The sequence below is a fragment of the Stenotrophomonas sp. STEN063 genome, assembly GCF_056854515.1.
In genome coordinates this window covers 1-24,848 of sequence record NZ_JBXFWF010000033.1, presented here as the reverse complement: position 1 = coordinate 24,848, position 24,848 = coordinate 1, and the positions used below count along the sequence as shown (strand labels likewise).

25 protein-coding genes are annotated in these 24,848 nt (G+C 64.4%); 4 read left to right on the top strand and 21 right to left on the bottom strand.

Annotation, left to right across the window (positions count from 1 at the left end; genetic code table 11):
- The first annotated feature begins 79 nt into the window (after positions 1–79).
- The gene (locus AC1VWL_RS10645) at positions 80–1,285 is read left to right on the top strand and encodes an NnrS family protein (protein ID WP_482986659.1); all 1,206 of its coding nucleotides are present in this window, start codon (positions 80–82) and stop codon (positions 1,283–1,285) included.
- Between the two features lie 9 nt (positions 1,286–1,294).
- On the opposite strand, the gene AC1VWL_RS10640 is transcribed toward AC1VWL_RS10645, so the two are convergent.
- From AC1VWL_RS10640 to moaA, 19 genes are all read right to left on the bottom strand, one after another.
- On the bottom strand, positions 1,295–1,960 hold the full coding sequence (locus tag AC1VWL_RS10640) for a sulfate/molybdate ABC transporter ATP-binding protein (RefSeq protein WP_482986658.1): 666 nt from the start codon (positions 1,958–1,960) through the stop codon (positions 1,295–1,297).
- Entirely contained in the window at positions 1,950–2,633 is a 684-nt protein-coding gene (modB, locus tag AC1VWL_RS10635) for a molybdate ABC transporter permease subunit (protein WP_482986672.1), read from the bottom strand. Before modB ends, AC1VWL_RS10640 begins: the two co-directional genes overlap by 11 nt.
- A gap of 2 nt (positions 2,634–2,635) precedes the next feature.
- Positions 2,636–3,376, bottom strand: a complete 741-nt coding sequence (modA, locus tag AC1VWL_RS10630; RefSeq protein WP_482986657.1) for a molybdate ABC transporter substrate-binding protein — start codon at positions 3,374–3,376, stop codon at positions 2,636–2,638.
- Between the two features lie 21 nt (positions 3,377–3,397).
- The gene (locus AC1VWL_RS10625; RefSeq protein WP_482986656.1) at positions 3,398–4,174 is read right to left on the bottom strand and encodes a helix-turn-helix domain-containing protein; all 777 of its coding nucleotides are present in this window, start codon (positions 4,172–4,174) and stop codon (positions 3,398–3,400) included.
- Between the two features lie 7 nt (positions 4,175–4,181).
- Complete coding sequence (locus AC1VWL_RS10620; RefSeq protein ID WP_481615129.1) at positions 4,182–5,393, bottom strand: coproporphyrinogen III oxidase; 1,212 nt, start codon at positions 5,391–5,393, stop codon at positions 4,182–4,184.
- Positions 5,394–5,437: 44 nt separating this feature from the next.
- Positions 5,438–6,769, bottom strand: a complete 1,332-nt coding sequence (locus AC1VWL_RS10615) for an MFS transporter (RefSeq protein WP_296248926.1) — start codon at positions 6,767–6,769, stop codon at positions 5,438–5,440.
- A 23-nt stretch (positions 6,770–6,792) separates the two neighbouring features.
- Positions 6,793–7,683 carry a peptidylprolyl isomerase gene (locus AC1VWL_RS10610; protein ID WP_482986655.1) on the bottom strand — a complete coding sequence of 297 codons (891 nt, stop codon included), beginning with the start codon at positions 7,681–7,683 and terminating at the stop codon, positions 6,793–6,795.
- Between the two features lie 3 nt (positions 7,684–7,686).
- On the bottom strand, positions 7,687–8,391 hold the full coding sequence (narI, locus tag AC1VWL_RS10605; RefSeq protein ID WP_004146540.1) for a respiratory nitrate reductase subunit gamma: 705 nt from the start codon (positions 8,389–8,391) through the stop codon (positions 7,687–7,689).
- On the bottom strand, positions 8,388–9,068 hold the full coding sequence (gene narJ / locus AC1VWL_RS10600; RefSeq protein WP_481615131.1) for a nitrate reductase molybdenum cofactor assembly chaperone: 681 nt from the start codon (positions 9,066–9,068) through the stop codon (positions 8,388–8,390). Before narJ ends, narI begins: the two co-directional genes overlap by 4 nt.
- The gene (gene narH / locus AC1VWL_RS10595) at positions 9,065–10,609 is read right to left on the bottom strand and encodes a nitrate reductase subunit beta (RefSeq protein ID WP_303748512.1); all 1,545 of its coding nucleotides are present in this window, start codon (positions 10,607–10,609) and stop codon (positions 9,065–9,067) included. Before narH ends, narJ begins: the two co-directional genes overlap by 4 nt.
- Entirely contained in the window at positions 10,609–14,364 is a 3,756-nt protein-coding gene (locus AC1VWL_RS10590; protein WP_482986654.1) for a nitrate reductase subunit alpha, read from the bottom strand. The genes narH and AC1VWL_RS10590 overlap by 1 nt, the downstream gene beginning before the upstream one ends.
- Positions 14,365–14,433: 69 nt before the next feature.
- Positions 14,434–15,852 (bottom strand): NarK family nitrate/nitrite MFS transporter, encoded by a 1,419-nt coding sequence (locus AC1VWL_RS10585; RefSeq protein ID WP_296248914.1) that lies wholly within the window; start codon positions 15,850–15,852, stop codon positions 14,434–14,436.
- 148 nt (positions 15,853–16,000) lie between these two features.
- A complete protein-coding gene (locus AC1VWL_RS10580) occupies positions 16,001–16,372 on the bottom strand; it encodes a DUF7009 family protein (protein ID WP_482986653.1) in 372 nt (123 codons plus the stop codon).
- The gene (gene mobA / locus AC1VWL_RS10575) at positions 16,369–16,944 is read right to left on the bottom strand and encodes a molybdenum cofactor guanylyltransferase (RefSeq protein ID WP_482986652.1); all 576 of its coding nucleotides are present in this window, start codon (positions 16,942–16,944) and stop codon (positions 16,369–16,371) included. Before mobA ends, AC1VWL_RS10580 begins: the two co-directional genes overlap by 4 nt.
- Positions 16,916–17,416 carry a molybdenum cofactor biosynthesis protein MoaE gene (locus AC1VWL_RS10570; protein WP_482986651.1) on the bottom strand — a complete coding sequence of 167 codons (501 nt, stop codon included), beginning with the start codon at positions 17,414–17,416 and terminating at the stop codon, positions 16,916–16,918. Before AC1VWL_RS10570 ends, mobA begins: the two co-directional genes overlap by 29 nt.
- 1 nt (position 17,417) lies before the next feature.
- Entirely contained in the window at positions 17,418–17,678 is a 261-nt protein-coding gene (locus AC1VWL_RS10565; protein ID WP_482986650.1) for a MoaD/ThiS family protein, read from the bottom strand.
- Entirely contained in the window at positions 17,675–18,937 is a 1,263-nt protein-coding gene (locus tag AC1VWL_RS10560) for a molybdopterin molybdotransferase MoeA (protein WP_482986649.1), read from the bottom strand. The genes AC1VWL_RS10565 and AC1VWL_RS10560 overlap by 4 nt, the downstream gene beginning before the upstream one ends.
- Positions 18,934–19,932: a bifunctional molybdenum cofactor biosynthesis protein MoaC/MoaB gene (gene moaCB, locus AC1VWL_RS10555; protein WP_482986648.1), complete on the bottom strand. Its 999-nt coding sequence runs from the start codon at positions 19,930–19,932 to the stop codon at positions 18,934–18,936. The genes AC1VWL_RS10560 and moaCB overlap by 4 nt, the downstream gene beginning before the upstream one ends.
- Positions 19,933–19,940: 8 nt before the next feature.
- Positions 19,941–20,921 (bottom strand): GTP 3',8-cyclase MoaA, encoded by a 981-nt coding sequence (gene moaA, locus AC1VWL_RS10550; RefSeq protein WP_482986647.1) that lies wholly within the window; start codon positions 20,919–20,921, stop codon positions 19,941–19,943.
- A gap of 195 nt (positions 20,922–21,116) precedes the next feature.
- On the opposite strand from moaA, the gene AC1VWL_RS10545 reads away from it, so the two are divergent.
- Positions 21,117–21,521 carry a ribonucleotide reductase subunit alpha gene (locus tag AC1VWL_RS10545; RefSeq protein ID WP_482986671.1) on the top strand — a complete coding sequence of 135 codons (405 nt, stop codon included), beginning with the start codon at positions 21,117–21,119 and terminating at the stop codon, positions 21,519–21,521.
- 28 nt (positions 21,522–21,549) lie between these two features.
- Here the strand turns inward: AC1VWL_RS10545 and AC1VWL_RS10540 are convergent, their stop codons facing one another.
- Positions 21,550–21,876 carry a hypothetical protein gene (locus AC1VWL_RS10540; protein WP_296248894.1) on the bottom strand — a complete coding sequence of 109 codons (327 nt, stop codon included), beginning with the start codon at positions 21,874–21,876 and terminating at the stop codon, positions 21,550–21,552.
- A 217-nt stretch (positions 21,877–22,093) separates the two neighbouring features.
- Entirely contained in the window at positions 22,094–22,714 is a 621-nt protein-coding gene (locus AC1VWL_RS10535) for a TetR/AcrR family transcriptional regulator (RefSeq protein ID WP_482986646.1), read from the bottom strand.
- Between the two features lie 151 nt (positions 22,715–22,865).
- Between AC1VWL_RS10535 and AC1VWL_RS10530 the strand changes: the two genes are divergently transcribed.
- Both AC1VWL_RS10530 and AC1VWL_RS10525 read left to right on the top strand, forming a co-directional pair.
- Positions 22,866–23,711 carry a universal stress protein gene (locus AC1VWL_RS10530; protein ID WP_482986645.1) on the top strand — a complete coding sequence of 282 codons (846 nt, stop codon included), beginning with the start codon at positions 22,866–22,868 and terminating at the stop codon, positions 23,709–23,711.
- A 568-nt stretch (positions 23,712–24,279) separates the two neighbouring features.
- Complete coding sequence (locus tag AC1VWL_RS10525; RefSeq protein ID WP_282269090.1) at positions 24,280–24,711, top strand: CBS domain-containing protein; 432 nt, start codon at positions 24,280–24,282, stop codon at positions 24,709–24,711.
- Positions 24,712–24,848 lie beyond the last annotated feature (137 nt).

Sequence of the window (24,848 nt, the reverse complement as noted above, 5' to 3'; positions counted from 1 at the left end):
TCCTGCCCTTGCCGGCGCCACGCGGCACGGCTTGATATTGGTCAGTACCGACGGCGAAAGACGGGCGGATACTCGCCGCGTGAACACGTCCACTACCAGCCTGCCGCTGTTCAACGCGCCGCACCGGCTGCTGTTCTTCATTGGTGTCTGCAACCTCGGCCTGGCGATGGGCTGGTGGGCGTTGTGGCTGGGCGGGTTGCAGCTGGGCACTCCCCTGCCCGCGCCCGGCTTGCCGCCGGCCTGGCTGCACGGGCTGTGGATGCAATACCTGGTGCTGCCCAGTTTCATCTTCGGCTTTCTGTTGACCGTGTTCCCGCGCTGGATGGGATTGCCAGCACTGCCGCGCTGGCAGTACGCGGGCGTTGGCGGCGGCCTGTTCGGCGCGCAGATCGCGCTGCTTGCGGCCAGCCTCGGCTGGCAGCCGGGAGTGTGGCTGGCCCTGCTGTTGGCGCTGCCGGGTTGGGCGTTCGGCCTGGTCGCACTCGGCCGTTTGCTGCTGCAGGAGAAAGGCCGCACCTGGCATGCGTGGTCCTGCTGGTCCGGCTTGCTGCTGGGCTGGATAGGTCTGCTCTGCTTCGCGATTGCTGCCGCAGGCGGCGATGTCCGCTGGCAGGCACTGAGCGTGTCGATCGGCACCTTCGGACTGTTGCTGCCGATCTACACCAGCGTCGCCCACCGCATGTTCCCGTTCTTCGCCGGCAATGTGGTGCCGGGTTATCAGGCATGGCGGCCACCGCAGTGGCTGGCGACCCTGTGGGCGCTGTGCCTGCTGCACCTGCTCGGCGAAGCGCTGCTGCCACTGGTCATGCTGCTGGCCGATGCCGGCTTGCTGCTGTTGTCGCTGTACTCGCTGTGGCGCTGGTGGCCACGCGGCCCCAAACCGGCCTTGCTGGCGGTGTTGTTCTACGGGCTGGCATGGTGGCCGCTGGCGACGCTGCTGTATCTGCTGCAGGACATCGCCGCGCTGTCCGGCCATCCCGGCTGGCTGGAACGCGCGCCACTGCATGCCTTGGTCATTGGCCTGTTCGGCAGCCTGCTGGTGGCGATGGTCACCCGTGTGACCCAAGGCCATTCCGGGCGTGCACTGGTGATGCCGGTGGTCGCCTGGATCGCCCTGCTCGGCCTGCAGCTGGTTGCACTGCTACGCATCCTCGCACCGCTGCTGGACGATCCCTGGCGCTGGCATGCCGTAGCCGCTGCCGGCTGGCTGCTGGTACTTGCACCGTGGCTGCTGCGACTGGGATGGATCTACTGGCGCCCGCGTGCGGACGGCAAGCCGGACTGAGCGCCGCGCTCAGACCTGCACGCGGCCGTCGGCCAGATGCACCACCTGCTGTCCGAACATAGCCACGTCTTCCGGGTCATGGCTGATCAGCAGCAGCGGGATGCCGGTCTGGTCCAGCACCGTTTCGAGTTCCTGGCGCAGATGCGCACGCAGGGCGTGGTCAAGTGCAGCGAACGGCTCATCCAGCAGCAGCGCCTGCGGCTTGGTCACCAGTGCCCGCGCCAAGGCGGTGCGCTGACGTTGGCCGCCGGAGATCTGCGACGGCAACAGGTCCCCGAGGTGATCAATGCGGAATGCCTGCAGCCATTGCTCCACCGCATCGACGCGGCGGGCGCGCGACGGATTCAACAGACCCTGCTGCAGGCCGAAGCCCACGTTCTGCCGCACCGTCAAATGCGGGAACAAGGCGTAGTCCTGGAACACATAGCCGATGCGGCGCCGCTGCGGTGACAGGTTGATACCTGCCGCCGCATCAAACAGTGCCTGCCCGTGCATGCGGATCACACCGGCATCCGGCCGCAACAGCCCGGCCACTGCCTTCAAGGTCAAACTCTTGCCCGCGCCAGACGGGCCGAACAACACCACGTTGGGCTGGGTGCAACGCAAGGCCGCCTGCAACTGGAACTGCTGCCCCGCAGCCTGTAGCTGGCGACGGATATCCAGTTCAAGCCACATTGCGTGCCCCCTCCTGCCGCCGCCCGACCAATCGTGCAGCAAGCAGCAGCACGCTGATGCAGACCAGCGAGGACAGCAGCACCAAGACGTTGGCGCGACCATCATTGCCGGCCTGCACCGCTTCGTAGATGGCGATGGACAAGGTCTGGGTGCGGCCGGGAATGCTGCCGGCGACCATGATGGTGGCGCCGAACTCGCCCATCGCGCGGGCGAACGCCAGCAGCAGGCCGGCAAGAATGCCGCGCCATGCCAGCGGCAAGGTTATCCGGAAGAACAGCGCCAGCTCGGACACGCCCAAGGTACGCGCGGCCTGCTCCAGCTGCCCATCCACATCCTCGAAGGCCGCACGCGCCGGCTTGAACACCAACGGAAACGACGCGACTGCGGCAGCGATCACCGCTGCCTGCCAGGTAAACACAAGATTGATGCCGAAGCTGTTTTCCAGCCATGCACCAAGCGGGCCCTTGCTGCCGATCAGCACCAGCAGGTAGTAGCCCAGCACCGTCGGCGGCAACACCATCGGCAGGGTGAATACCGTGTCCAGCAACTCACGGCCGGGGAAGCGCCGCCGTGCCAACAAGGCACCAAATCCGACACCGAGCACGAGGTTGATCGCGGTCGCCCAGCCGGCCACCTTCAGCGACAACCACAGCGCGCTCCAGTCCAGATCCACCATCAAGGACTGCCGAAGCCGTGCCTGTGCAGGATGGCCTGGCCCTGCGCCGAGCGCACGAAGGCGATGAAGCGCTTGGCTTCGGCGGCATTGCGGCTGGCCTTCACCATCGCCAGCGGATACGCGATGCCGCCGGCAACCGGCACCTGGAAGGCACGCTGCACGCGCTCGCTCATCGCCTGTGCATCGGTGGCGTAGACGAAGCCTGCATCCACTTCTCCGCGCGCGACGTAGTCCAGTGACTGGCGCACGTTCTGGGTGCTGATCATCTTGGCCTGCACCGCCGGCCACACCCCGGCCTGCTGCAGCGCGCCGCGTGCATAGCGCCCGACCGGCACGCTGTCGGGATTGCCGATGGCAACGCGCTTCACATCGGCCTTGGCCAGCGCCGCCAACGTGGTCGGCTTGTTGCTGGCCTGCGGCGGCACCACCACCCACAGGCTGTTCTGCGCGAATACGTGCTGGGTTGCCGGATCGATCAGGCCTTCGGTATTGGCCTGTGCCATCGTGGTCTGGTCGGCCGAGGCCAGCACATCGACCGGCGCGCCGCGCGCTATCTGCTGCAGCAAGGTGCCGGAGGCGGCGAAGTTCAAATCAACCTTCGTGCCCGGATTGGCTTTTTCATACGCAGCGGAAATCTCGCGAAAGCTTTCAGTCAGGCTGGAAGCAGCGGAGACTGTCAGTTCAGCCGCGCCTGCCGGCAGCGTGGCGGCCAGCAACAACAACGCCCACAGCTTGTTCATGCGTGCATCCTCGGTTGGGCATCATTCGCTTGCGTCATCGGTGGCCGCCATCAAGGCCAGCCGCTCGGGTTGCAGCAGGATGATCTCGCGCTGCTTCACCGCGATGACTTCTTCGTCGCTCAAGCGCCGCAACACCCGGCTGGCCGTTTCCGGTGCCATGCGCAGGTAGTTGGCGATCTCGGTACGGGTCATGGTCAGGTTGAAGCGGTGTGCGGAAAAGCCGCGTCGTGCGTAGCGGTTGGAGATATCCAGCAGGAATGCCGCCATGCGCTCTTCGGTACGGTAGTTGGCCGCCAGCAGCGCCGCCTTGCCGATCTCGGCGCTGAGCAGGCTGAACAGCTTGGCCTGCAGGCCTGGCATGCGACTGGCCAGCATGCTGATGCGCGGAAACGAGATGCGGCACAGATGCACGGTATCCAGCGCCACCGCATTGCAGGGGTAGCGCGAACCGTGGATGGCATTCAGGCCGATCACTTCACCGGGCAAGGCGAAGCCCAGCACCTGTTCGTTGCCGAGGCTGTCGTCGACAAAGGTCTTGACCATGCCGGCGCGCACCGCAGCGATTGCATCGAAGGGTTCACCCGCGCGGAAGATGTAGTCACCGGCGTGGTACGGCCCAACGTGGTCGACCATCACATGCAGCTCGTTCAGCGCGGTCTTGTCATAGCCCTGCGAGCTGCAGGCATCGGAGAACGCACAGGTCGTGCAGAAATGCAGCGCGTCACCGTCGCCGGCAGCGGCTGGATTCGGCGTCGCGGTTCCCAGGGGCCCGCGCGGTGGGGGTGTAGGTGACGTCATTCCGTTTTCAAGCAACAGCGGCCAAGGGGCGGAAGCACGCTGCGATCATACGCCACAGCAGCTCACCTTCGTTCTGGATCAACAGCATGTCGCCGTCACGGCGCAGCCAGCCGCGTTCGATGAACATGGCGACGCGCTCCCATGCGTGCTCGAAACAGGCGTCGAACGGCTGCGCGTTGCGCCATTCAAACGCACGCATGTCCAGCGCGTGGTCACAGGCCAGGCTCTGCACCACCTCATCGGTCATGCGTTCATGCTCGGAAAGAATAAGCCCGGAGGATATCCCCGGCTGCCCAACCACCAGGCAGGCGCGCCAGTTGCGCGGCTCCGGCTCGATACGGCAGATGACATCGCCTATCTGGCTGCAGGCGCCCACGCCGATGCCGAGCAGGTCATGGCGCTCGCGCCGCGGTACCCCGAGCAGGTCGCAATGACGCTGGCCATCACCGTTGCGCAGCGGCATTGGCAGGTCCACCCGCTGGTAGTGGTCACCGCCCAGCGGCAGGTAGCCGGCCGCACGCAGCAGCCGCCATGCCTGCAGCCAGTCCGTTGGCAACGGGTACTCGGGCAGCAAGGCAGGCGACGGCAGGATGATGCGTTCGGGCGCCAGCTCCAGCACACGTTGCAGCCGCTGCAGGAACGACACATCGGCGTAGCACGGCACGCGCAGCTGGTAGTAACACGCGGTGAAGCCGGTCTGCTGGGCTTGCGCCAGCATCGCCGGGCCATCGACGCCGGCATGGTCGATCACCGTCATCCGGGTACAGCCGACCTCGCGCAATGCAGCCGGTGCGACATCGCTGGCCGCATCCAGCCGCACTTCCACCTGCGGCCGGGCGATGGTGCACAGCTGCTCCGGCACCGCGTCCAACAGGCGGCCCAGCAGGGCGGGCGGCAGGTGCTCGACGATGCCGGGCTGCAGCACCATCGCCGCCACTTCGCGGTCGCTGGCCAGCATCCTGGCATGCAGGCGCAGGCATACCAGCAGCGCGTCCAGCACGTTTTCGGCGCGCTCCAGCTCATGTGGGGGTGCGCAGAAACCCAGCGTCAAGGCACGTGGAATCAGATGCTCGTTGCTGGCCTGCATGGCCGCACGCCAGCCCGCCTCGGCGAAGCCGGGGCTCAGCTCCGCCGGCGCCGGGAACAACACGTGCGCGGGTTGCTGCAGCAATGCAACATGCAATGTGGCGTCATCCATCCCGGCGGTCTCTACTGACATGCAAGCATCCTCGCGCAGCGACCGCCGGGTTTCACTGATCTGGATCAAGCCCGCCGCTGTTTCTCCGCGGCGGCGGCATCGATGGCTTCGGGCAGGTCGGTCTCACGATCCAGCTGCGGGAAGTTGCGACGCTCCATCCGACGGATGGCGAAGTGCATCCACGCCAGCGCGATGCTGACCAGTACGAACAGCAGCATGAAGCAGCTGCTCCAGATGCCGAGCGCATCATTCAAGGCACCAAACACGATGGGCAGGATGAAGCCACCGAGGCCACCGATCATGCCGACCACGCCGCCCACCGAGCCCACGTGCTGAGGGTAGTAGACCGGGATGTGCTTGTAGACCGCAGCCTTGCCCAGCGACATGAAGAAGCCGAGCACGAACACCAGCACGGTGAACAGGGTCACGCTGATCGCCAGGTGGAAACTGATCTCGCCGTGTATGCCCTGCACGATGTAGCGGGTATCCGGATAGGCCAGGATGAAGGTACAGATCACCGACACCCCCAGCGTCCAGTACATCACCCGACGTGCACCGATGCGGTCTGACATCCAGCCGCCCACCACCCGGAACAGGCTGGCCGGGATCGAGTAACACGCCGCCAGCACGCCGGCCGTGCCCACGTCCATGCCATAGGCGCCGACCAGATAATGCGGCAGCCACAGTGCCAGCGCGACGAAGCCGCCGAACACGAAGAAGTAGTACAGCGAGAAGCGCCACACCTGCAGGTTCTTCAGCGGCGCCATCTGCTCGGCGAAGGACATCGGCTTGACGCCGCTGCGGCGGCGGTCTTCCAGCGAAGGATCTTCCTTGCTGAACAGGTAAAACAGGATGGCGGTGACCGCCAGGCCGACCGCCCACAGCTTGGCCACCATCATCCAGCCCGAGGCCACCATCACCAGCGGTGCCAGCAGCTTGGTGACCGCCGAGCCGATGTTGCCGGCACCGAAGATGCCCAGGGCGGTGCCCTGCTTCTCCGGGGGAAACCATTTGGACACATAGGTGACGCCGACCGAGAAGTTGCCACCGGCGATGCCGACGAACAGCGCCGCCAGCAGGAACTGCGGGTAGGTCTGTGCATAGGTCAGCAGCCAGGTCGCGACTGCACCGCACAGCATCACCAGGGTCATCACCTTGCGCCCACCGAACTGATCGGACCAGATGCCGAGGAAGACGCGGATCACCGAACCGGTCAATACCGGGGTGGCGATCAGCAGGCCGAACTGGGTGTCATTCAGGCCCAGCTGCTCGCTGATCTGGATGCCGATGATGGCGAAAATCATCCACACCGCGAAACACACGGTGAAGGCGAAGGTACTCAGCCACAACGCACGTTGTTGCTCGCCGCTGCTGATGTTCTGCAAATTCTGGCTCATTGCCGCTCCTGGGGGATTACGTCTTACTCAGCTTGTGCTTCGATGTCTTCCAGCCCACGTACCGGGTAACGCTCCCGCAGTTCGAGCAGGAACTGCTGCACGTCGCGCTGGCGCACCTGCAATTCGAGGTAGTCGCTGATCTGCGGCTGCACCTGCGCGAAACTGAGCGCTGTTCCGGCCTCCAGCGCATCGATGCTGACCACGTGATAGCCCCAACGCGATTCCACCGGGAAGCCCGCCAGGCCCTGCCGCAGGCGGAATACCTGGCGATCGAATTCCGGCGTGGTCTGGCCGCGTTGCAGCCAACCCAGCTCGCCACCTTCGCTGCTGGACGGGCACTGCGAATGGCGCGCGGCCAGATCGGCGAACAGGTGCGGCTGTTCCAGCAGTTCGGCAATCAGCTTCTCGGCCTGGGTGCGGGCCTTCAGCCGGCCAGCGATGTCGTCGGCCGGTGCCGCCAGCAGGATGTGCCGCACACGGATACGGTCGGGCGAGCGGAAGCGCTCGGGGTTCTGCTCGAAATAGCGCTGACAGTCGTCCTCGCTGGGCACGCGGTCTTCCAGCGTCTGTTCGATCAGCTGCTGGATGCGTGCTTCCTCGCTGGTCTCCTGGCCGACGCCGGGGGCGTCGGCCAGACCAAGCCGCTCGGCTTCCAGCCGCAGCAGCTCGCGTACCACCAGCGCACGTGCCGCATCGGCACGCGACTGCTCCGGGCGCATCGCCCGGTGGTATTGCATCTCGCGGGCGATATCGGCCTCGCTGATCGGTGTGTCCTGCACGTACAGGCTGCACGGTGCCGGTTGGCCAAGGCTGCGCGGGCCATCATCGGCGTCGTGATGGTGGCCGGCCTCGGCCGGCACCGGTGTCTGCGAGTCGATGACGGTGATCGGGAGAATGCGTGGCAGGCTGCCCATGGCTTACTCCCGCGGACCGTAGCGCAGCGTGGCCTGGCGACGACGCACAACCTGGTACGGACGCCACAGGTAGCTGATCGGCACGCTCCACACATGCACCAGGCGGGTGAACGGGGCGATCAACACCAGCGTCAGGCCGAGGAAGATGTGCGCCTTGTAGACCCAATGTACGCCTTCTACATAGTCGGCCGCACCGGCACGGAAGGTGACGATGTGCTGCGCCCACTCGGCCAGCATCACCATCACGCCGCCATCGAGATGGCCGGCGGAAACCTTGATGCTGTACAGGCCAAGGCAGAGCTGGGCGAACAGCAGCACCAGCACCAGCGTGTCACCGAAGCTGCCGATCGCACGTACCCGCGCATTGGTCAGCCGGCGTACCAGCAGGATGGTGATACCGACGAAGCACAGCGCGCCAAAGAAGCCGCCAACCACCATCGCCAGCAACTGCTTCTGCGAGGAGGTGATGAAGGGCTCGTACAGCGCGTGCGGGGTCAGCAGGCCGACGAAGTGGCCGCCGAGGATGGCGATGATGCCGATGTGGAAGCAGTTGCTGCCGAAGCGCATGCCGCGATCGGACAGCAACTGGGTGGAGCCGGTACGCCAGCTGTACATGGCCTTGTCATAGCGCGCCCAGCTGCCGATCAACAGCACCGCCACCGCGATGTAGGGATAGAACTGGAAGGCGAACTGATTGAGGTAATTCATGGCTGGATCTCCCGCGGCTGCGCGCGTGCCGGTGAACGATGGGGTGGATCGCAATCCTGCGAAGGGGCATCGGCGCCAAAGCGCACCGCTTCCTCTTCCCACAGGCGGTCCATGGCTTCGACGGTGTCGTCGCGCACTTCTTCGCTGGCCCGCTGACGCAGCACGGCCAGGTTGACCTTGCCCTCGCCCGCCTCGACCAGGATCTCCAGCAGCACCGCATGCGGCAGCTGCCGCTCGGCGGCACGGGCGGCGAGCATGCCGGCGATGTGGCCGATGTGGTGCAGCCAGTCCTTGGCCTCGGCCTGCGGCCGGTGCGAGAGGTATTCCAGCAGCAGCGGCAGGTAGTCCGGCAGTTCGCGCGCATCCAGCTCGAAACCGTTCTTGCGATAGGCGTCGATCAGGTCGACCATGGCCTGGCCACGGTCACGCGATTCGCCGTGGATGTGTTCGAACACCAGCAGGCTCATCGAGCGGCCACGGTCGAAGGTGGCCAGCCAGCGGTCCTGCGCGTCCAGCGGATCGCTGGCGAGCAGATCACGGACGAAGGTCTGCAACTGCCTGCGACGGGCCGGCGACAGCGCCGGATCGTCGCAGGCCTCAAGCAGCTCCTCGCCATGCTGCCAAAGCTCATCACGCGGATAGTCCAGCAGGACACCAATCAGCTTGAGTACACTCATTTCACCACCTCATGCCGGTGCTGGCGGTTGGGATGCACCGCGAAGGTGGTGCTCTTGCGCTGGGTGAACAGATCGGCCGGGCTGTCGCCATTGCAGCCATTGCCGAAGGTGAAGCCGCAACCGCCACGTTCGCCGAAGGCGTCGTTGGCGTACTCGCGGTGCGCGGTCGGGATCACGAAGCGATCCTCGTAGTTGGCGATGGCGAGGTAACGGTACATCTCTTCCACCTGCCTCGGGGTCAGCCCGACCTGTTCGAGCACACGCATGTCTTCCACACCATCCACGTTCTTGGCGCGGCGCCAGGCACGCATCGCCATCAAACGCTCAAGTGCGCGGATGACCGGCGCTTCATCACCGGCGGTCAGCAGGTTGGCCAGGTAACGCACCGGGATGCGCAGCGAGGCGATGTCCGGCAGCTCGCCGCTCATTCCGACATGGCCACGCTCTGCCGCCGACTGGATCGGCGACAACGGCGGCACGTACCAGACCATCGGCAAGGTGCGGTATTCCGGGTGCAGCGGCAGCGCCAGCTTCCAGTCGATGGCCAGCTTGTAGACCGGCGACTGCTTGGCCGATTCCAGCCAGCTGTCGGGAATGCCTTCAGCACGCGCGGCCTCGATCACCGCCGGGTCGAACGGGTCCAGGAAGATGTCCAGGTGCGACTGGTACAGGTCCTTCTCCGCCGCTACCGATGCGGCCTCGGCAATGCGGTCGGCGTCGTACAGCATCACCCCGAGGTAGCGGATGCGGCCCACGCAGGTTTCCGAACACACGGTGGGCTCGCCCATCTCGATGCGCGGGTAACAGAAGATGCACTTCTCGGATTTGCCGCTCTTCCAGTTGTAATAGATCTTCTTGTACGGGCAGGCCGACACGCACATGCGCCAACCACGGCACTTGTCCTGGTCGATCAGCACGATGCCGTCTTCCTCGCGCTTGTAGATCGCGCCGGAGGGGCACGCCGAGACGCAGGCCGGGTTGAGGCAGTGCTCGCACAGCCGCGGCAGGTACATCATGAAGGTCTTCTCGAAGGCGCCGTAGATCTCCTTCTGCACCTTGTCGAAGTTGTAGTCACGCGAGCGCTTGGAGAACTCGCTGCCGAGGATTTCCTCCCAGTTCGGGCCCCACTCGATCTTCTCCATGCGCTGGCCGGTCAACAGCGAGCGTGGCCGTGCGGTCGGCTGATGCTTCAGCTCGGGCGCGTCGTGCAGGTGCTGGTAATCGAAGTCGAACGGCTCGTAGTAGTCGTCGATCTGCGGCAGGTCGGGGTTGGAGAAGATCTTGGCAAGCATGCGCCAGCGGCCACCGGCGCGCGGCACCAGCTTGCCGCTGCCGTTGCGCACCCAACCGCCGTTCCACTTCTCCTGGTTCTCCCATTCCTTGGGGTAGCCGATGCCGGGCTTGGTCTCGACGTTGTTGAACCAGGCGTACTCCACGCCTTCGCGCGAGGTCCACACGTTCTTGCAGGTGATCGAGCAGGTATGGCAGCCGATGCACTTGTCCAGGTTCAACACCATCGCAATCTGGGCACGTACTTTCATCACACCACCTCCCGTGCGGCGCCCGAGGCATTCGAGTTTGATTGCTCGTCATCCAGCCAATCGATCTTGTCCATCTTGCGCACGATCACGAACTCATCGCGGTTGGTACCGCAGGTACCGTAGTAGTTGAAGCCCCAGGCCAGCTGCGCGTAGCCGCCGATCATGTGGGTGGGCTTGAGCACGATGCGGGTCACCGAGTTGTGGATGCCGCCGCGGGTGCCGGAGATCTCCGAACCCGGCACGTTGATGATGCGTTCCTGGGCGTGGTACATCATCGCCATGCCCGGCATCACCCGCTGGCTGACCACCGCACGCGCGGCAATCGCGCCATTGACGTTGAACAGCTCGATCCAGTCGTTGTCCTCGATGCCGGCATTGCGTGCATCGTCCTCGCTCAACCAGACGATGGGACCGCCACGCGACAGGGTCTGCATGATCAGGTTGTCGCTGTAGGTGCTGTGGATGCCCCACTTCTGGTGCGGGGTGATCCAGTTCAGCACGATCTCCTTGTTGCCGTTCTGGCGCTTGTTGAGCAGCGGCTCGACCGTGCGTGTATTGACCGGCGGCCGGTAGCTCATGAAGGCCTCACCGAAGTCGATCATCCACTCGTGGTCCTGGTAGAACTGCTGGCGGCCAGTCACCGTGCGCCACGGAATCAGCTCGTGCACATTGGTGTAGCCGGCGTTGTAGCTGACGTTGTCGTCTTCCAGGCCGGACCAGATCGGCGAGGAAATGATCTTGCGCGGCTGTGCCTGGATGTCACGGAAGCGGATCGCCTCGTGTTCCTTGCCCACCGCCAGATGCGTATGCTCGCGGCCGGTGAAGGTGCCCAGCGATTCCCAGGCCTTGACCGCGACATGGCCATTGGTTTCCGGCGCCAGGTGCAGGATCACTTCGCAGGCGTCGATGGCGGTATCGATCGCCGGCCGGCCCTGGCTGATGCCTTCGTCCAGCACGGTGTGGTTGAGCTTGCCGAGGAATTCCACCTCGTGCTTGGTATCCCAGCTCATGCCCTTGCCGCCGTTGCCGAGCTTGTCCAGCAGCGGGCCCAGCGAGGTGAACTTGCGGTAGAGGTTGGGGTAGTCGCGCTCGACCACCGCCATGCTCGGCATGGTCTTGCCGGGAATGGCCTCGCACTGGCCCTTCTTCCAGTCGGCAACGCCGAACGGCATGCCGAGTTCGTTGGGCGTGTCGTGCAGGGTTGGCACCAGCACTAGGTCCTTCTCGACACCGAGCACGCCCGGTGCCATGTCGCTGAGCGTGCGTGCGACGCCCTTGAAGATTTCCCAATCGCTGCGCGATTCCCAGGCCGGGTCCACCGCCTTGGACAGCGGATGGATGAAGGGGTGCATGTCCGAGGTGTTGAGGTCGTCCTTCTCGTACCAGGTGGCGGTCGGCAGCACGATGTCCGAGTACAGCGCGGTGGTGCACATGCGGAAGTCCAGCGTCACCAGCAGGTCGAGCTTGCCTTCCGGTGCTTCGTCACGCCATTTCACGTCCTCGGGCTTGACCGCGCCCATCTCGCCCAGGTCCTTGCCCTGCAGGCCGTGGCGCGTGCCGAGCAGATGCCGCAGCATGTACTCGTGACCCTTGCCGGAAGAACCCAGCAGGTTGGAGCGCCAGATGAACATCATGCGCGGGTGGTTCTGCGCGGCATCCGGATCGGCGAAGGCGAAGTCCAGCGAGCCGTCCTTGAACTTGGACAACGCGTAATCGGCCGGTGCGATGCCAGCCTGCTCGGCCTCGCGAACCAGCTGCAGCGGATTGCGATCCAGCTGCGGCGCACTCGGCAACCAGCCCATACGCACTGCGCGCAGGTTGAGGTCGGCCAGGCTGCCGCTGTACTTGGAGGCATCGGCCAGCGGCGACAGCAGTTCGTCGACCTGCAGCTTCTCGTAACGCCACTGCCCGGTATTGAAGTAGAAGAACGAGGTGCCGTTCATCTGCCGCGGCGGGCGGCTCCAGTCCAGACCGAAGGCCAGCGGCTGCCAGCCGGTCTGCGGGCGCAGCTTTTCTTGGCCCACGTAATGCGCCCAGCCACCACCGGTCTGGCCCACGCAGCCACACATGACCAGCATGTTGATCAGGCCGCGGTAATTCATGTCGTTGTGGAACCAGTGGTTCATGCCGGCGCCGACGATGATCATGCTGCGACCATGGGTCTTGTCGGCGGTGCGGGCGAACTCACGGGCGATCTCGATCACCTCGGCGCGTGACACGCCGGTGATGCGCTCCTGCCAGGCCGGCGTACCCGGCACATTGTCATCGAAGCTCTTGGCGACATTGCCGCCACCGAAGCCGCGATCAACGCCGTACTGCGCCAGCAGCAGGTCATAGACCGTGGCCACCAGCGCTTCGCCACCATCAGCCAGTTGCAGGCGGCGCAGCGGGATATTGCGCTCCAGCACTTCCTCGGCCGGTGCGGCGGTCCAGCCGTCGCTCTCGATGCCGCCGAAGTATGGGAAGCTCACCGCCTCGATGCCGTCGTGGATATCGGCCAGGCTCAGTCGCAGGCGGGTGTCATTGCCATCGCTGGCCTTTTCCTCGATATTCCACTTGCCCTTTTCGCCCCAGCGGAAACCGACCGAGCCATTCGGCACGGTGATGTCGCCGCTGTTCTCGTCGAACGCCAGCGTCTTCCATTCGGGGTTGTTGCTCTCGCCCAACCCGCCCAGCTCACTGGCACGCAGGAAGTGGCCCGGCACCAGGCGGCCATCGGCGCGGCGCTCGATGCGCACCAGCATCGGCATGTCCGAGTACTGGCGGCAATAGTCCTGGAAGTATTGCGAGGGCGTGTCGACGTGGAACTCACGCAGGATCACATGGCCGAAGGCGAATGCCAGCGCGGCATCGGTGCCCTGCTTGGGATGCAGCCAATGGTCGGTGAGCTTGGCCAGCTCGGAATAGTCGGGGCAGATCGATACCGTCTTGGTGCCGTTGTAACGCGCCTCGGTGAAGAAGTGTGCATCCGGCGTACGCGTCTGCGGCACGTTCGAGCCCCAGGCGATGATGTAGCGGCTGTTGTACCAATCGGCCGATTCCGGCACGTCGGTCTGCTCGCCCCACACCTGCGGCGAGGCTGGCGGCAGATCGCAGTACCAGTCGTAGAACGACAGGCAGGCACCACCGAGCAGGGACAGATAGCGCGCACCGGCCGCGTAGGAGACCATCGACATCGCCGGAATCGGCGAGAAACCAACGATGCGGTCCGGGCCGTATTCCTTGGTGGTGTAGAGGTTGGAGGCAGCGATGATCTCGTTGGCCTCGTCCCAGTTCAGGCGCACAAAGCCGCCCATGCCGCGGCGACGCTTGTATTCGCGCGATTTGGCCGGGTCCTGCACGATGCTGCCCCAGGCCTCGACCGGCGACAGGGTCTTGCGCGCCTGCCGCCACATGCGCAACAAGGTGCCGCGGATCAGCGGGTACTTGAGCCGGTTGGCGCTGTACAGGTACCAGGAATAACTCGCACCGCGCGGACAACCGCGCGGTTCGTGATTGGGCAGGTCCGGGCGTGTGCGCGGGTAGTCGGTCTGCTGGGTTTCCCAGGTGACCAGGCCGTTCTTGACGTAGATCTTCCAGCTGCAGGAGCCCGTGCAGTTCACGCCGTGGGTGGAACGTACGATCTTGTCGTATTGCCAGCGGGCGCGATAACTGTTTTCCCAGTCCCGCCCTTCGCTCTTGCTGAACCCATGGCCGTCGGCGAAGGGTTGTGGATCACGCTTGAAGAACTGCAAGCGATCAAGGAAATAGCTCATGGTGAATCTCCGTTCGCAAACTGCTGCATCGTGGCTGTGTGTTGCATCTGGCTGCGGTGCATTGCTTTCTCAGCAGGGGGTTTCAGCCCCGCGCCGGTAGTACCACCACCAGGTAACCGCCAGGCAGGTGATGTAGAACGCAATGAAGCCGTACAGCGCCATATCCGGGCTGCCGGTCAAGGTGATGGACGAGCCATAACTCTTGGGGATGAAGAAGCCGCCATAGGCACCGATAGCGCCGGAGAAGCCGACAACGGCGGCGGATTCGATGCTGGCCTGGTGGGCCGCGGCCTTCTTGCCTTCGGCGCCTTCATTGGCTGACAGGCGCTCGTGCAGGGTGCGGAAGATCACCGGGATCATCCGGAAGGTGGTGCCGTTGCCAATGCCGCTGAGCACGAACAAGGCCATGAACGACAGCAGGAAACCGTAGAAGTTGCCGCCCTGGCCATTGCTGGGCAGGAAGTGCAGCACGCCAAAGACGGCTGCGATCATCAGCGCGAACACCCAGAAGGTCAGGCGTGCGCCGCCCCAACGGTCGGCCATGCTGCCGCCGACCGAGCGCATCAGCGCACCCAGCAGCGGGCCGATGAAGGCATAGGCCAGTGGATTCACATCCGGAAACTGGCTCTTGACCAGCATCGGGAAGCCGGCGGAGAAGCCGATATAGGAACCGAAGGTGCCGATGTACAACCAGCACATCAGCCAGTTGTGCTTGCGGCGGAAGATCACCGCCTGTTCGGAGAATGATGAGCGGGCGCTGGTCAGATCATTCATGCCGAACCAGGCAGCAATCGCGAAGAAGGCGATGAACGGCACCCAGATGAAACCGGCGTTCTGCACGAACAAGGGGGCGCCGCCGTCGGCCACCGCTTGCGGTGCGCCGCCCATGGCGCCAAACACGCCGACGCTGATTACCAGCGGTACCACAGCCTGCGACACCGATACGCCGACATTGCCCAGGCCCGCGTTCAAGCCCAGCGCCATGCCCTGGCGCTGCTTGGGATAGAAGAACGAGATGTTGGACATCGACGACGAAAAATTCGCGCCGCCGAAACCACAGAGGATGGCGATCAGCACGAATACCCAGTACGGCGTGGCCGGGTTCTGCACCGCGAAGCCCAGCCACAAGGTCGGCAGCAACAAGGATGCAGTCGACAGCGCGGTCCAGCGGCGGCCGCCGAAGATCGGGATGACGAAGGAGTAGAAGATGCGCAGCGTCGCGCCGGACAGGCTGGGCAAGGCCACCAGCCAGAACAGCTGGTCAGTGGTGAAGGCGAAACCGATCTTGGGCAGGCTGATGGTCACTGCCGAGAACAGCACCCACACCGAGAACGCCAGCAACAGCGCCGGAATCGATATCACCAGGTTGCGGGTGGCGACCTTCTTGCCGGTGCGTTCCCAGTAGTCGGGATCCTCGGGCCTCCAATCGCTGATGACGCGACCGGGACCGGCATTGCTCTGCTTTACGACATCGCGACTGGCACTCATGCATCGCTCCAAGGCTGTGTGATACGGCGCTGGCTTGCTGTGCGGTTGCTTGCCCAGTCGCCACGGCGTCATTAGGCCCGGCGCCCCCTGGGGCAGTCTTGATCTTGATCAATCCAATGGCGCTCTCGCGCCACCTACCTGACAAATATCAACTGATGCTTACGGCGTCGGACGAATTGCGGCGCTGCACGCCGCGTTGGCGCACGCTGTCACGCACATCCACATCGAACTGAAGCTGCAGTGGCCGTGCCTGCGTCGGCAGCAAGAAGCTCAAGCCGTCACGGCATGGCAGACGTGCCTGCAGTGCCAACACCTCTTCACGCGGCAACGTGATCATCAATGCGTGGGTATCGCCATCCAGCAGGGCCTCCGCCGTGTCGTGCAGCTGCAAGCGCTGCGACAGGGCTCCTGGCCTGCCAAGCCAGGTCTGGTTCTCCAGCACCTCGCCAGCGAGCAGCTGTGCCAGCTCGCTTTCATCAATGCGCAGCCGTAGCGACTGCGACTGGATCTGGACTTTCATGACGCAACTTCCTCCCATTGGCGGGGGGTATTGCAGTTCACAAGGCGGGCGGCGGCACCGGCTGGCAGCGGCAGTTCCAGGCCGCCTAGGCGGCGTTGGAACATCCGTAGCGAGCGTGGCCCGTCTGTACCCGTGACCATTTCAAACAGCAGACTGCGGCAAGTGCCGTCGATGTTCAAGTACATTGGCACCGGTTCTTCTGAATACGTCACACAAGGCGCCGTGCCTGCCTCGCGCAGCTGTCGCAGCAATGTCACATCCAGCAGCGGCATATCGACCGGCACCACCCATGCCGGTCCATCGGCCAGGGTTTGCACCACGCTGTAGAGGCCACCCAGCGGGCCGCAACGCGGCACCGCATCGGGCACCGAATCAAAGCCCGGATAGTCGCCACTCACCTTCACAGGCTGGGCACCGACTGCACTGAGCAGGGCACAGCTGTGTTCAAGCAAGGTCCGTCCGCGCCACAGCAACAGTGCCTTGTCCTGGCCCATGCGGCTGGACAGCCCGCCGGCCAGCACGATGCCGGCGACCGGCGCTGGTTCAATGCGAGTGGTCGTGGACATGCCCATCGATATGCGCGTGCTCGGTGTCGGGTTGGCACAAGCTGCAGCCCTCACTCCACTCGCTGTCGCCATTCTGGTAATGCTCCTGCTTCCAGATCGGCGAGCGGTGCTTCACCCCTTCGATCAACTGCCGGCAGGCACGGAAGGCTTCGTCACGGTGCGGACTGCCCGCTGCGACGACCACGGCGACGTCGCCTACCGCCAGCCGACCCTTGGCATGTGCCACATAGAGCTTGATGCGGGGGCCGAAGTCGGCGGTGATTTCGTCAATCTGCCGCTGGAATTCGTTAATGACCAGCGGCTCGAACAAGTCATAGGTGATACCCAACACCGGCCTGCCCTGGTTCAGATCACGCACCTTGCCGATGAAGACATCGATGCCACCAAAGCCCGGATCGGACACGGCGGCGATACCTTCCGCTGGATCAATCGCCGCGTCGGCACGGTCCACCACCTTCCAAACACTTTCGAAGCTCATTTCAGCCTCCACTTACCGGCGGCAGGATGGCAACGCGGCCATCGCCGGGCAGCACATCGTTGTCGCGCAATACGCGTTGTTCATCGGCAAAGGCCGAGTAATCGACCAGGCCAGCCCGGAACTGCGGGAAACGCTGTTGCAGTAGCGCGCGCAACGCCCTGCGCAGGTCGATGACCTGCCCGCCTTCGACCGGCACGCGGATTTCGCGCTGCGGGTCCAGCTCCGAAAAAGCGCCAAACAGCTGCACCACTATCTCTTTCATGACATCTCCTGCGGGCCGAGCTGCACCGGCTCGCGGTGGCCCCAGCCCTGTACACGCACCAGACTGCCGGCCGTGGCCAGATCGTCGTCACCCTCCAGCACCACCCACGCATTGGCGCGCAGCATGGTCTTGAGGCGGAATGACTCCTGCCCGGCCAGCACGCTCACTCGCAACTGCCCGCTGGCATCGGCCTGCACGCGTGCGCGCGCATGGAAACGCAGGCCCGGCGGCTTGCGCACGTCGGCCTGCAATGGCAGCTGCAGAACGGTCTCTTCGGCCAGACCCAGCATCTTTCGTAGCACCGGCTCAACGAAGAAGCGCAGCCCAACCGCAGCGGAAATCGGGTTTCCCGGCAGGCCGAAGTACAAGGCGCCGTCGGCAAGGCGCGCGAACAGCAGCGGCTTGCCCGGGCGAATCGCGACTTTGTGGAAGATGATCTCGGCGCCACGCGCGCGCAGCGCATCGGGAATGAAATCGTAGCGCCCCTGCGACACCGCGCCGGTGCTCAATACCACACGTGCACCCGCGGCCAAGGCCGCATCCAGCGCGGCATCAAAGGCGGCAACGTCATCACTGACCACGCCGTTCCAGACCACATCAGCACCCGCAGCACGCAGCCGGCTGACCAGGAACGGGCGATTGCTGTCGCGTATCTGTCCAGACTGTAGTTCCGCGGTCGCATCGCTGATCAGCTCCTTGCCGGTACTGATCACCGCAACCTGCGGCTGGTGCTGTACCTGCACGTTGGCAACGCCGAGTGCATGCAGCAAGGTCATCGCATTGACGTCCAGCAGCGCTCCTGCAGCCAGCACGGTTTCGCCCAATTCCACGTCCTGACCGCGCAGGCGAACGTGCTGACCGGGCTTTACCGTTGCCTGCAGGCGCACGCGGGTGGGACGCCCATCCACGGCCTCCAGCACCTCGACCTGTTCAATCGGCACGACGCTGTCCAACCCGGACGGCATGCGTGCGCCGGTCATGATTTCCCAGGCCTGCGCGGAATCACCGTCCGCAGCAGCGGTATCGCCTGCAGCCTGCCAACCCTGCACCTGCAGTACGGTACCCGCTTGCACCGGTTGCCCGTTCGCGCACAGCGCGAAGCCATCCATCGCGGCGTTGTCGAACGGCGGCAGGTCCTGCGCGCTGTTTACCGGTGCGGCCAGTATCCGATCAGCGGCAGCATCGATGGATACCTGTTCGCTGCGCGCTGCCGGTGCAGCCATCAGCAACTGCTGCAGCGCCTGCGCATAACTGATCATGCGTGCGAGCCCCCATCCATCATCGCCAAGGCATGGCCGAGCACAGGGATGAGGATATTCATGCATTGCGCGGCGGCACGTGGACTGCCTGGCAGGGCGATGACCAGCAGATCATCCAGTTGCACCACTTCAGCGCGGCTCAACCAGGCCATCGGCGTGTGCTGGGCACTGAGCCCGCGCAGCATCTGCGCCAGTCCGGGCACCGGGCGTCCAGCCAATGCCTGCAAGGCCTCGGGCGTCAGATCACGCGGGCCCAGGCCAGTACCGCCAGTGCACAGGCAGAGGCGCACACCGTCCACAGCCAGCGCGCGCAGGCGCGCGACCAGTGGCTCGATGCCGTCCGCCAATACTTCACTGCTGACCACATCGCCGCCCAAGGCCTGCAGGCCCTGAACCAGCACCGGCCCCGACTCGTCGACGTAATCGCCGCGGCTTGCGCGGTCACTGAGAGTGATCACCGCGCAGCGCGCCGCGCCCAAGGTCTTGGGCGGACGCGGCCGGAAACGTTCAAGTTCGCCCGCATCCATGCCTTGCGGGTGCGTCCACACACCACTCTTGCCGCCTTCCTTGAACAGCAGGCGGATACCACTGATTTCCAGTGCCGGCTCGACCGGCTTGCTCAGGTCGTACAAGGTCAGCAGGGCTGCATTGACGCCGGCCAGGGCCTCCATCTCCACGCCGGTACGCGCTTCGCTGGCGCACTCGCACCAGACCCGGATCGCCTGCCGTTCCGGCACCGGCGCGCAATACACGCGCACCAGCTCCAACGGCAACGGATGGCACATCGGCATCAATGCCGAGGCCATCTTGGCCCCTTGCAGGCCAGCAATCTCAGCCATCACCAGCGCGTCGCCCTTGGGCAGGCGCCGCTCGACGATCAACGGGTAGGCAATCGGCCCGGCGATCAGCTCGCCTACCGCCACCGCGCGGCGACGGGTGATGCGTTTGTCGCGTACATCGGCCATGTGGAATGCCGCACTTATCTGCCCACTCATTGCGTGTTTCATCCTCCAATCGAGGCCAGGTGCGGGGTAAGCCCGGTCTGGCCGAAATGCAATCCATGCCCGGCTGCCTTGAGCCCAAGCTGGGTGGTGATGCGCGCCAGCAGCGCGTCCTGATCGTCGTCGGATTGCAGCAACGGCCGCAGCGCCACGCCGAAGTCGCCGAACAGGCACAGGCGCAGGTCGCCGCGTGCGGTGACACGCAGGCGGTTGCAACCTTTGCAGAAGTCCTTTGAATACGGGGCGATGATGCCAATGCTGCCGCGATGCTCGGGATGGCTGAACTCACGCGCCGGGCCGGCATCGGCAGCGCGCTTACGCTCACTCCAACCGGCAGCCAGCAGCTGTTCGATGACCACATCGGCACGCAGGTGATGGCGCTCGTAGTACTCGCGGTTGTCACCGGTGCGCATCAGTTCGATGAAACGCACGCTGATCGGGCGCTCGCGCAGGAATTCCATCCACGCCGGCAGCTCGTCATCGTTGAGACCACGCAGCAATACTGCATTGAGCTTGATCGACTGCAGGCCCAGGGCCTGCGCCAGGTTGAGGCCCTCCATGATCTCGGGCAGGCGGTCGTGGCCGGTGATGGCATGGAAGCGCTCACGCTGCAGACTGTCCATGCTGACGTTGAGCGCGGTCAGGCCAGCGCGGTGCCAGCCAGGCAGGTGCCGTGGCAGCAGGCAGCCGTTGGTGGTGATGGCCACCTTGCGGATGCCCGGCACCTTCGCCACGGTGGCGATGATCTGCGGCAGGTCCTTGCGCAGGCTGGGCTCGCCGCCGGTCAGGCGGATCTTGTGCATGCCCAGTGCGGCAAACCCGCGCACCAGCCGCTCGATCTCATCCACCGCCAGGAACTGCGGGCGGCCATCGGCCTGGTAACCGTCGGGCAGGCAATAGCTGCAACGGAAGTTGCAGGCCTCGGTCAGCGACAGACGCAGGTATGGAAAGCTGCGACCGAAGCCGTCGGTGAGTTGGCTCATGGCTGTTTCACCTTCTGACTCCACGTTTGCACGCTCGCCCGGCATGCCGGGATGCCCTCGCCTCTGTTGACAGGCTGCCAGCCTACGCGGGGCATTGCGTCGATGGCATGACTTAAATCAATCCGGCCCCCCGCCGGACCTGACCCAGCTGTGGCAGCATGACCACTCGATGGCTTCCTCCTTGTGAAAACGACCATGATGCTGAGTGATTTCGACGACCTGTTGCGTGCCGCACTGGAGCAGACCGAGCCACAACGCCTGTTGTTCGTCTTCGTCAAAGCCGACCTGCCTGAATCCCCAACCGCTGATCAACATGCGCGCCATGACAGCGGTGAAGGCGGCACCCTGAGCCCGGTGCTGTGCGTGGACAAGGCGCCGCAGGAAATCGCCTCCTTCGCTGCACTGGCTGCCGAGTCGGCCAACACCGGCCTGGCCTGGGACCTGGTGTTCGTCGCCTCGCTGGACGGCCGTGCTGGCGTTGCTCCCTCCAGTGATGAAGCCGCGCAACCGCTGCGACTGATGGTCAATGCCGTCAACGACGGCCAGATCAGCCGTTTCGCCGCGTTTGACCGCGACGGCGCGCCCGTGCAGTTCTACTAGCGCGCAGCGTTGCCAGCTTGCAACCCGGTCAGGTCGCAAGCTGCAGCAACAGGAAGAAGATCACCAGCACGGTGTTCAGCCCCCACGCCACGGTGAGGCCGCGTGCGGCCAAGCCATAGTTGGGGTTGTGCGCGCTGGGCGCGGCCCGCCACACCGTGGGGATGATCCAACCGGTGTAGAGCAGCAATACGGCGAACAGGCCGAGCAGCAGGCTGGTCTTGCCTTGCATCAGCGCCCATAGCGCGGCGGCCCATAACAGGTTGCTGGGGATCACCCCCTGCAGCCAGAACACACGCCACAAATGCGAGGGCGGCGACTTGTCGCCCGGGGTACTCATCGAACCGACAGCAGTCATGATCGGGACTCCTGAGTTGCGCAGCACTGTATCCGAGCTTGCACCCGCCAAGCGGCCGGGTCAAATCCGCTGGCAATCCTTGCATTGGGTGCTATCGCCCTGCGTGATCACCCGGCTCGCCGAGCTCGCACACAGCAAGCCCTGCGGATGTCGCTCCGCCAGGTTCATGGGCAGCGCTCGTCTGCAGCACCTGGTCACGCATCTTCAATCCGCATCTTCAATCCGCATCTTCCAGCAGGCAGCGCACCAGCTTCTCGACCAAGCGGCTTACCTGTTTTCGATCAACCTCCGCCCCCACCGCACCGCGCACCATCACGCCGTTGAAGATCGCGGAGATCATGTTCATCCGCAGCTCCACCTCTGCCGCCTCCATCCCCTCTGGCAGGCCGACCCGATTGGACAGCGCCATGAACTCGCCGGTCACGACCTTGTCCGATTGGCGCAGGATGCGGCGGATGGCCGGATTGCGTGCGGCTTCGGCGGCGAGCTCCAGTTGCAGCTCCAGGTAGGCCGGGTCCAGGCAGCGGTCCACCGAGTCACTCGCCTGCCGCGCGACGCGGGTTGCCAGGCTGCCACCGCTTTCGTCTTCCTGCAGCTTGCGGGCCAGCTCGGAGAGGTTCTGCTCCTCGCGCTTGGCGATGGCCTCGACGATGGCTTCCTTGTTCTCGAAGTAGTGGTAGATGTGCCCCGGGCTCATCCCGGCCGCCTTCGAGATCTTGGCAATGCTGGTGCCGTGGAAGCCATTGCGCCGGAAACAGGCGCTGGCCGCGTCCAGCACCTGCTGGCGGCGCGCCTCACCCTTTTCCTGTCCCATCGGAACGCCGCTGCTCGCATTCATGAAGTGAACCTGGAGATGTCTGGATCGGATTGATGCATGACCGCGGGCATGCACTGTAGTACGATCATTCTAACTAGAACGATCATTCTAATTCTGGTTGGACGCCGGGTTGGCCTCCCCGCCGCCAAGCCGAGCACAACGGAGCATGCCCATGACCACCCTGCTGAAAGACATTGCTGTGCTGTTCGACGCCAGCGAATCCGGTCAACAGATCCTGAATACGGCAAGCCGGCTTGCCGGCGGCCATACCTCGCATCTGATCGGCATCACCGCACTGGCCCAGCAACCAGCCACCCTGCAGGCAGGTTTTGCCAAGGGTGAGGCACTGCACGAAGTGATCCTCCGCCACCAGTCGGTGATGGCCGCGCGTGCGCTTCAACTCGGACAGCACTTGAACGATGCCTTGAGTCGTCACGCCGTGAGTGGCGAGCTGCGGGTGATCTCGCATGCCGAATCAAGCAGTGAGTCCTCTCTCCACGCCCTGTACTGCGACCTGCTGGTGGTCAGCCACCCGAACATCCCGGCCTCACCACTGACCTGGTCCGCGCCGCAGATCCTGCAGCAATCCGGCATACCCATCCTGATCGTGCCGCGTGACTGGGCGGATAAACCCATCGGGAGGAAGGTACTGGTCGCATGGAACGGCAGCCGGCAATCACGCCGCGCCATTGCCGATGCGATGCCGATGCTCATCAAGGCCGAAGAAGTCAGCTTGCTGATCATCGATGCCGAACGCAACGCCGAGTTGCACGGCGACGAACCGGGCGCCGACATGGCCGCCTATCTCGCCCGCCATCACGTGAGAGTTGATCTACAGCGCGTCACCTCCGCAGGTGTTCCCATCGCCGAGGTGATCGTTGCGCATGCACAGGACGCGCAGTGCGATATGGTGGTGTTTGGTGCGTATAGCCGCCCAAAACTCAGTGAAGCGCTGTTCGGCGGTGTGACCCGGACCCTGCTTGCGGAGGTTCCAGTCCCGCTGTTCGTTTCACAGTAGCTGCAACGATCACGTCACTGCATCGAACAACAGCTGGGCGCACACGATCAAGCGGGTGCGTCAGGCCAAACCAATCTCCTGCTGACTCTCCTTCAGCGGGGATGCCTCCCGGTCTCTCCCCCGACCGTGGAGTCCTGCAGTCCCTTGGACTGCGCGAATGTCGCGATGACGTCCGCGCCGGGAGGCGGTAGAGCCCCGCCTCCCGGCTTTTTGCAGATGACGATGGAGTAGCGAAAGCGCATTTTGAAAGCGCACCAATGCCTGTATCCGCGCTGCGCCACCACACGCGACTGGCTACATCAACATGCCCAAATCATGTCGCGGAAGCGCACCGCCGGACGCACAAGAGAACAACGCCCGCACAGTGTCATACGTAACCTTTCTGCCTAAACGAACACGGAATGAATCAGCCGTAAATCCGCGACAAACCGTCTCAAATACGCAAATACATCGCGGCTTTTCCACTCGTAGAATCGAAAGTGCCGAGGACATCGCGGCAGTACCGCTACCACCACACAGGTAGCAAGGCGAACTATCCCGTTTGAGTAACCTGCAACAGGAAACATCAATGAACGTCCGCGAACTCCTGCAGTCCAAGAAACAAACCGTAGTCACCATCGATGTGGAAGACACCATTGGCGCTGCCGCGCACAAGATGAGCGCGCACAAGATCGCCGCGTTGGTGGTGATGAAAGACGACGCACCGGTAAGCATCATTTCCGAGAAAGACATCGTGCGCAGCCTGGCCGATGATGGCCCGCAGGCAGGACGCCGCGTCATTTCCACCCTTCCCTCCACCGGATTGGAAGGCATCGCACCCGAGGCAAGCCTCAAGCAGGCCATGGCATTGATGACCTACTCGCGCCACCGCCACCTGATGGTGACCGAAGGTTCGAAGCTGGTCGGCATCCTCAGCCTCGGCGATATCGTCAAGAACCTGCTCAGCGAACTGGAACTCGAGAAAGCAGTGCTGCAGGACATCTACACCGCCGCACACTGAACCCCCTGTGTTCGAGCTGAGCCTATGAGAGCAAACCGGGGTGGGGGGGGGGGGTTGGTGGGGGGAGCCCGCCGGGGGCGGCGGTGGTGGGGGGGTATGCCCCAGGCCGGGCGCGGCCGGACGTGGGGGGGGGGCGG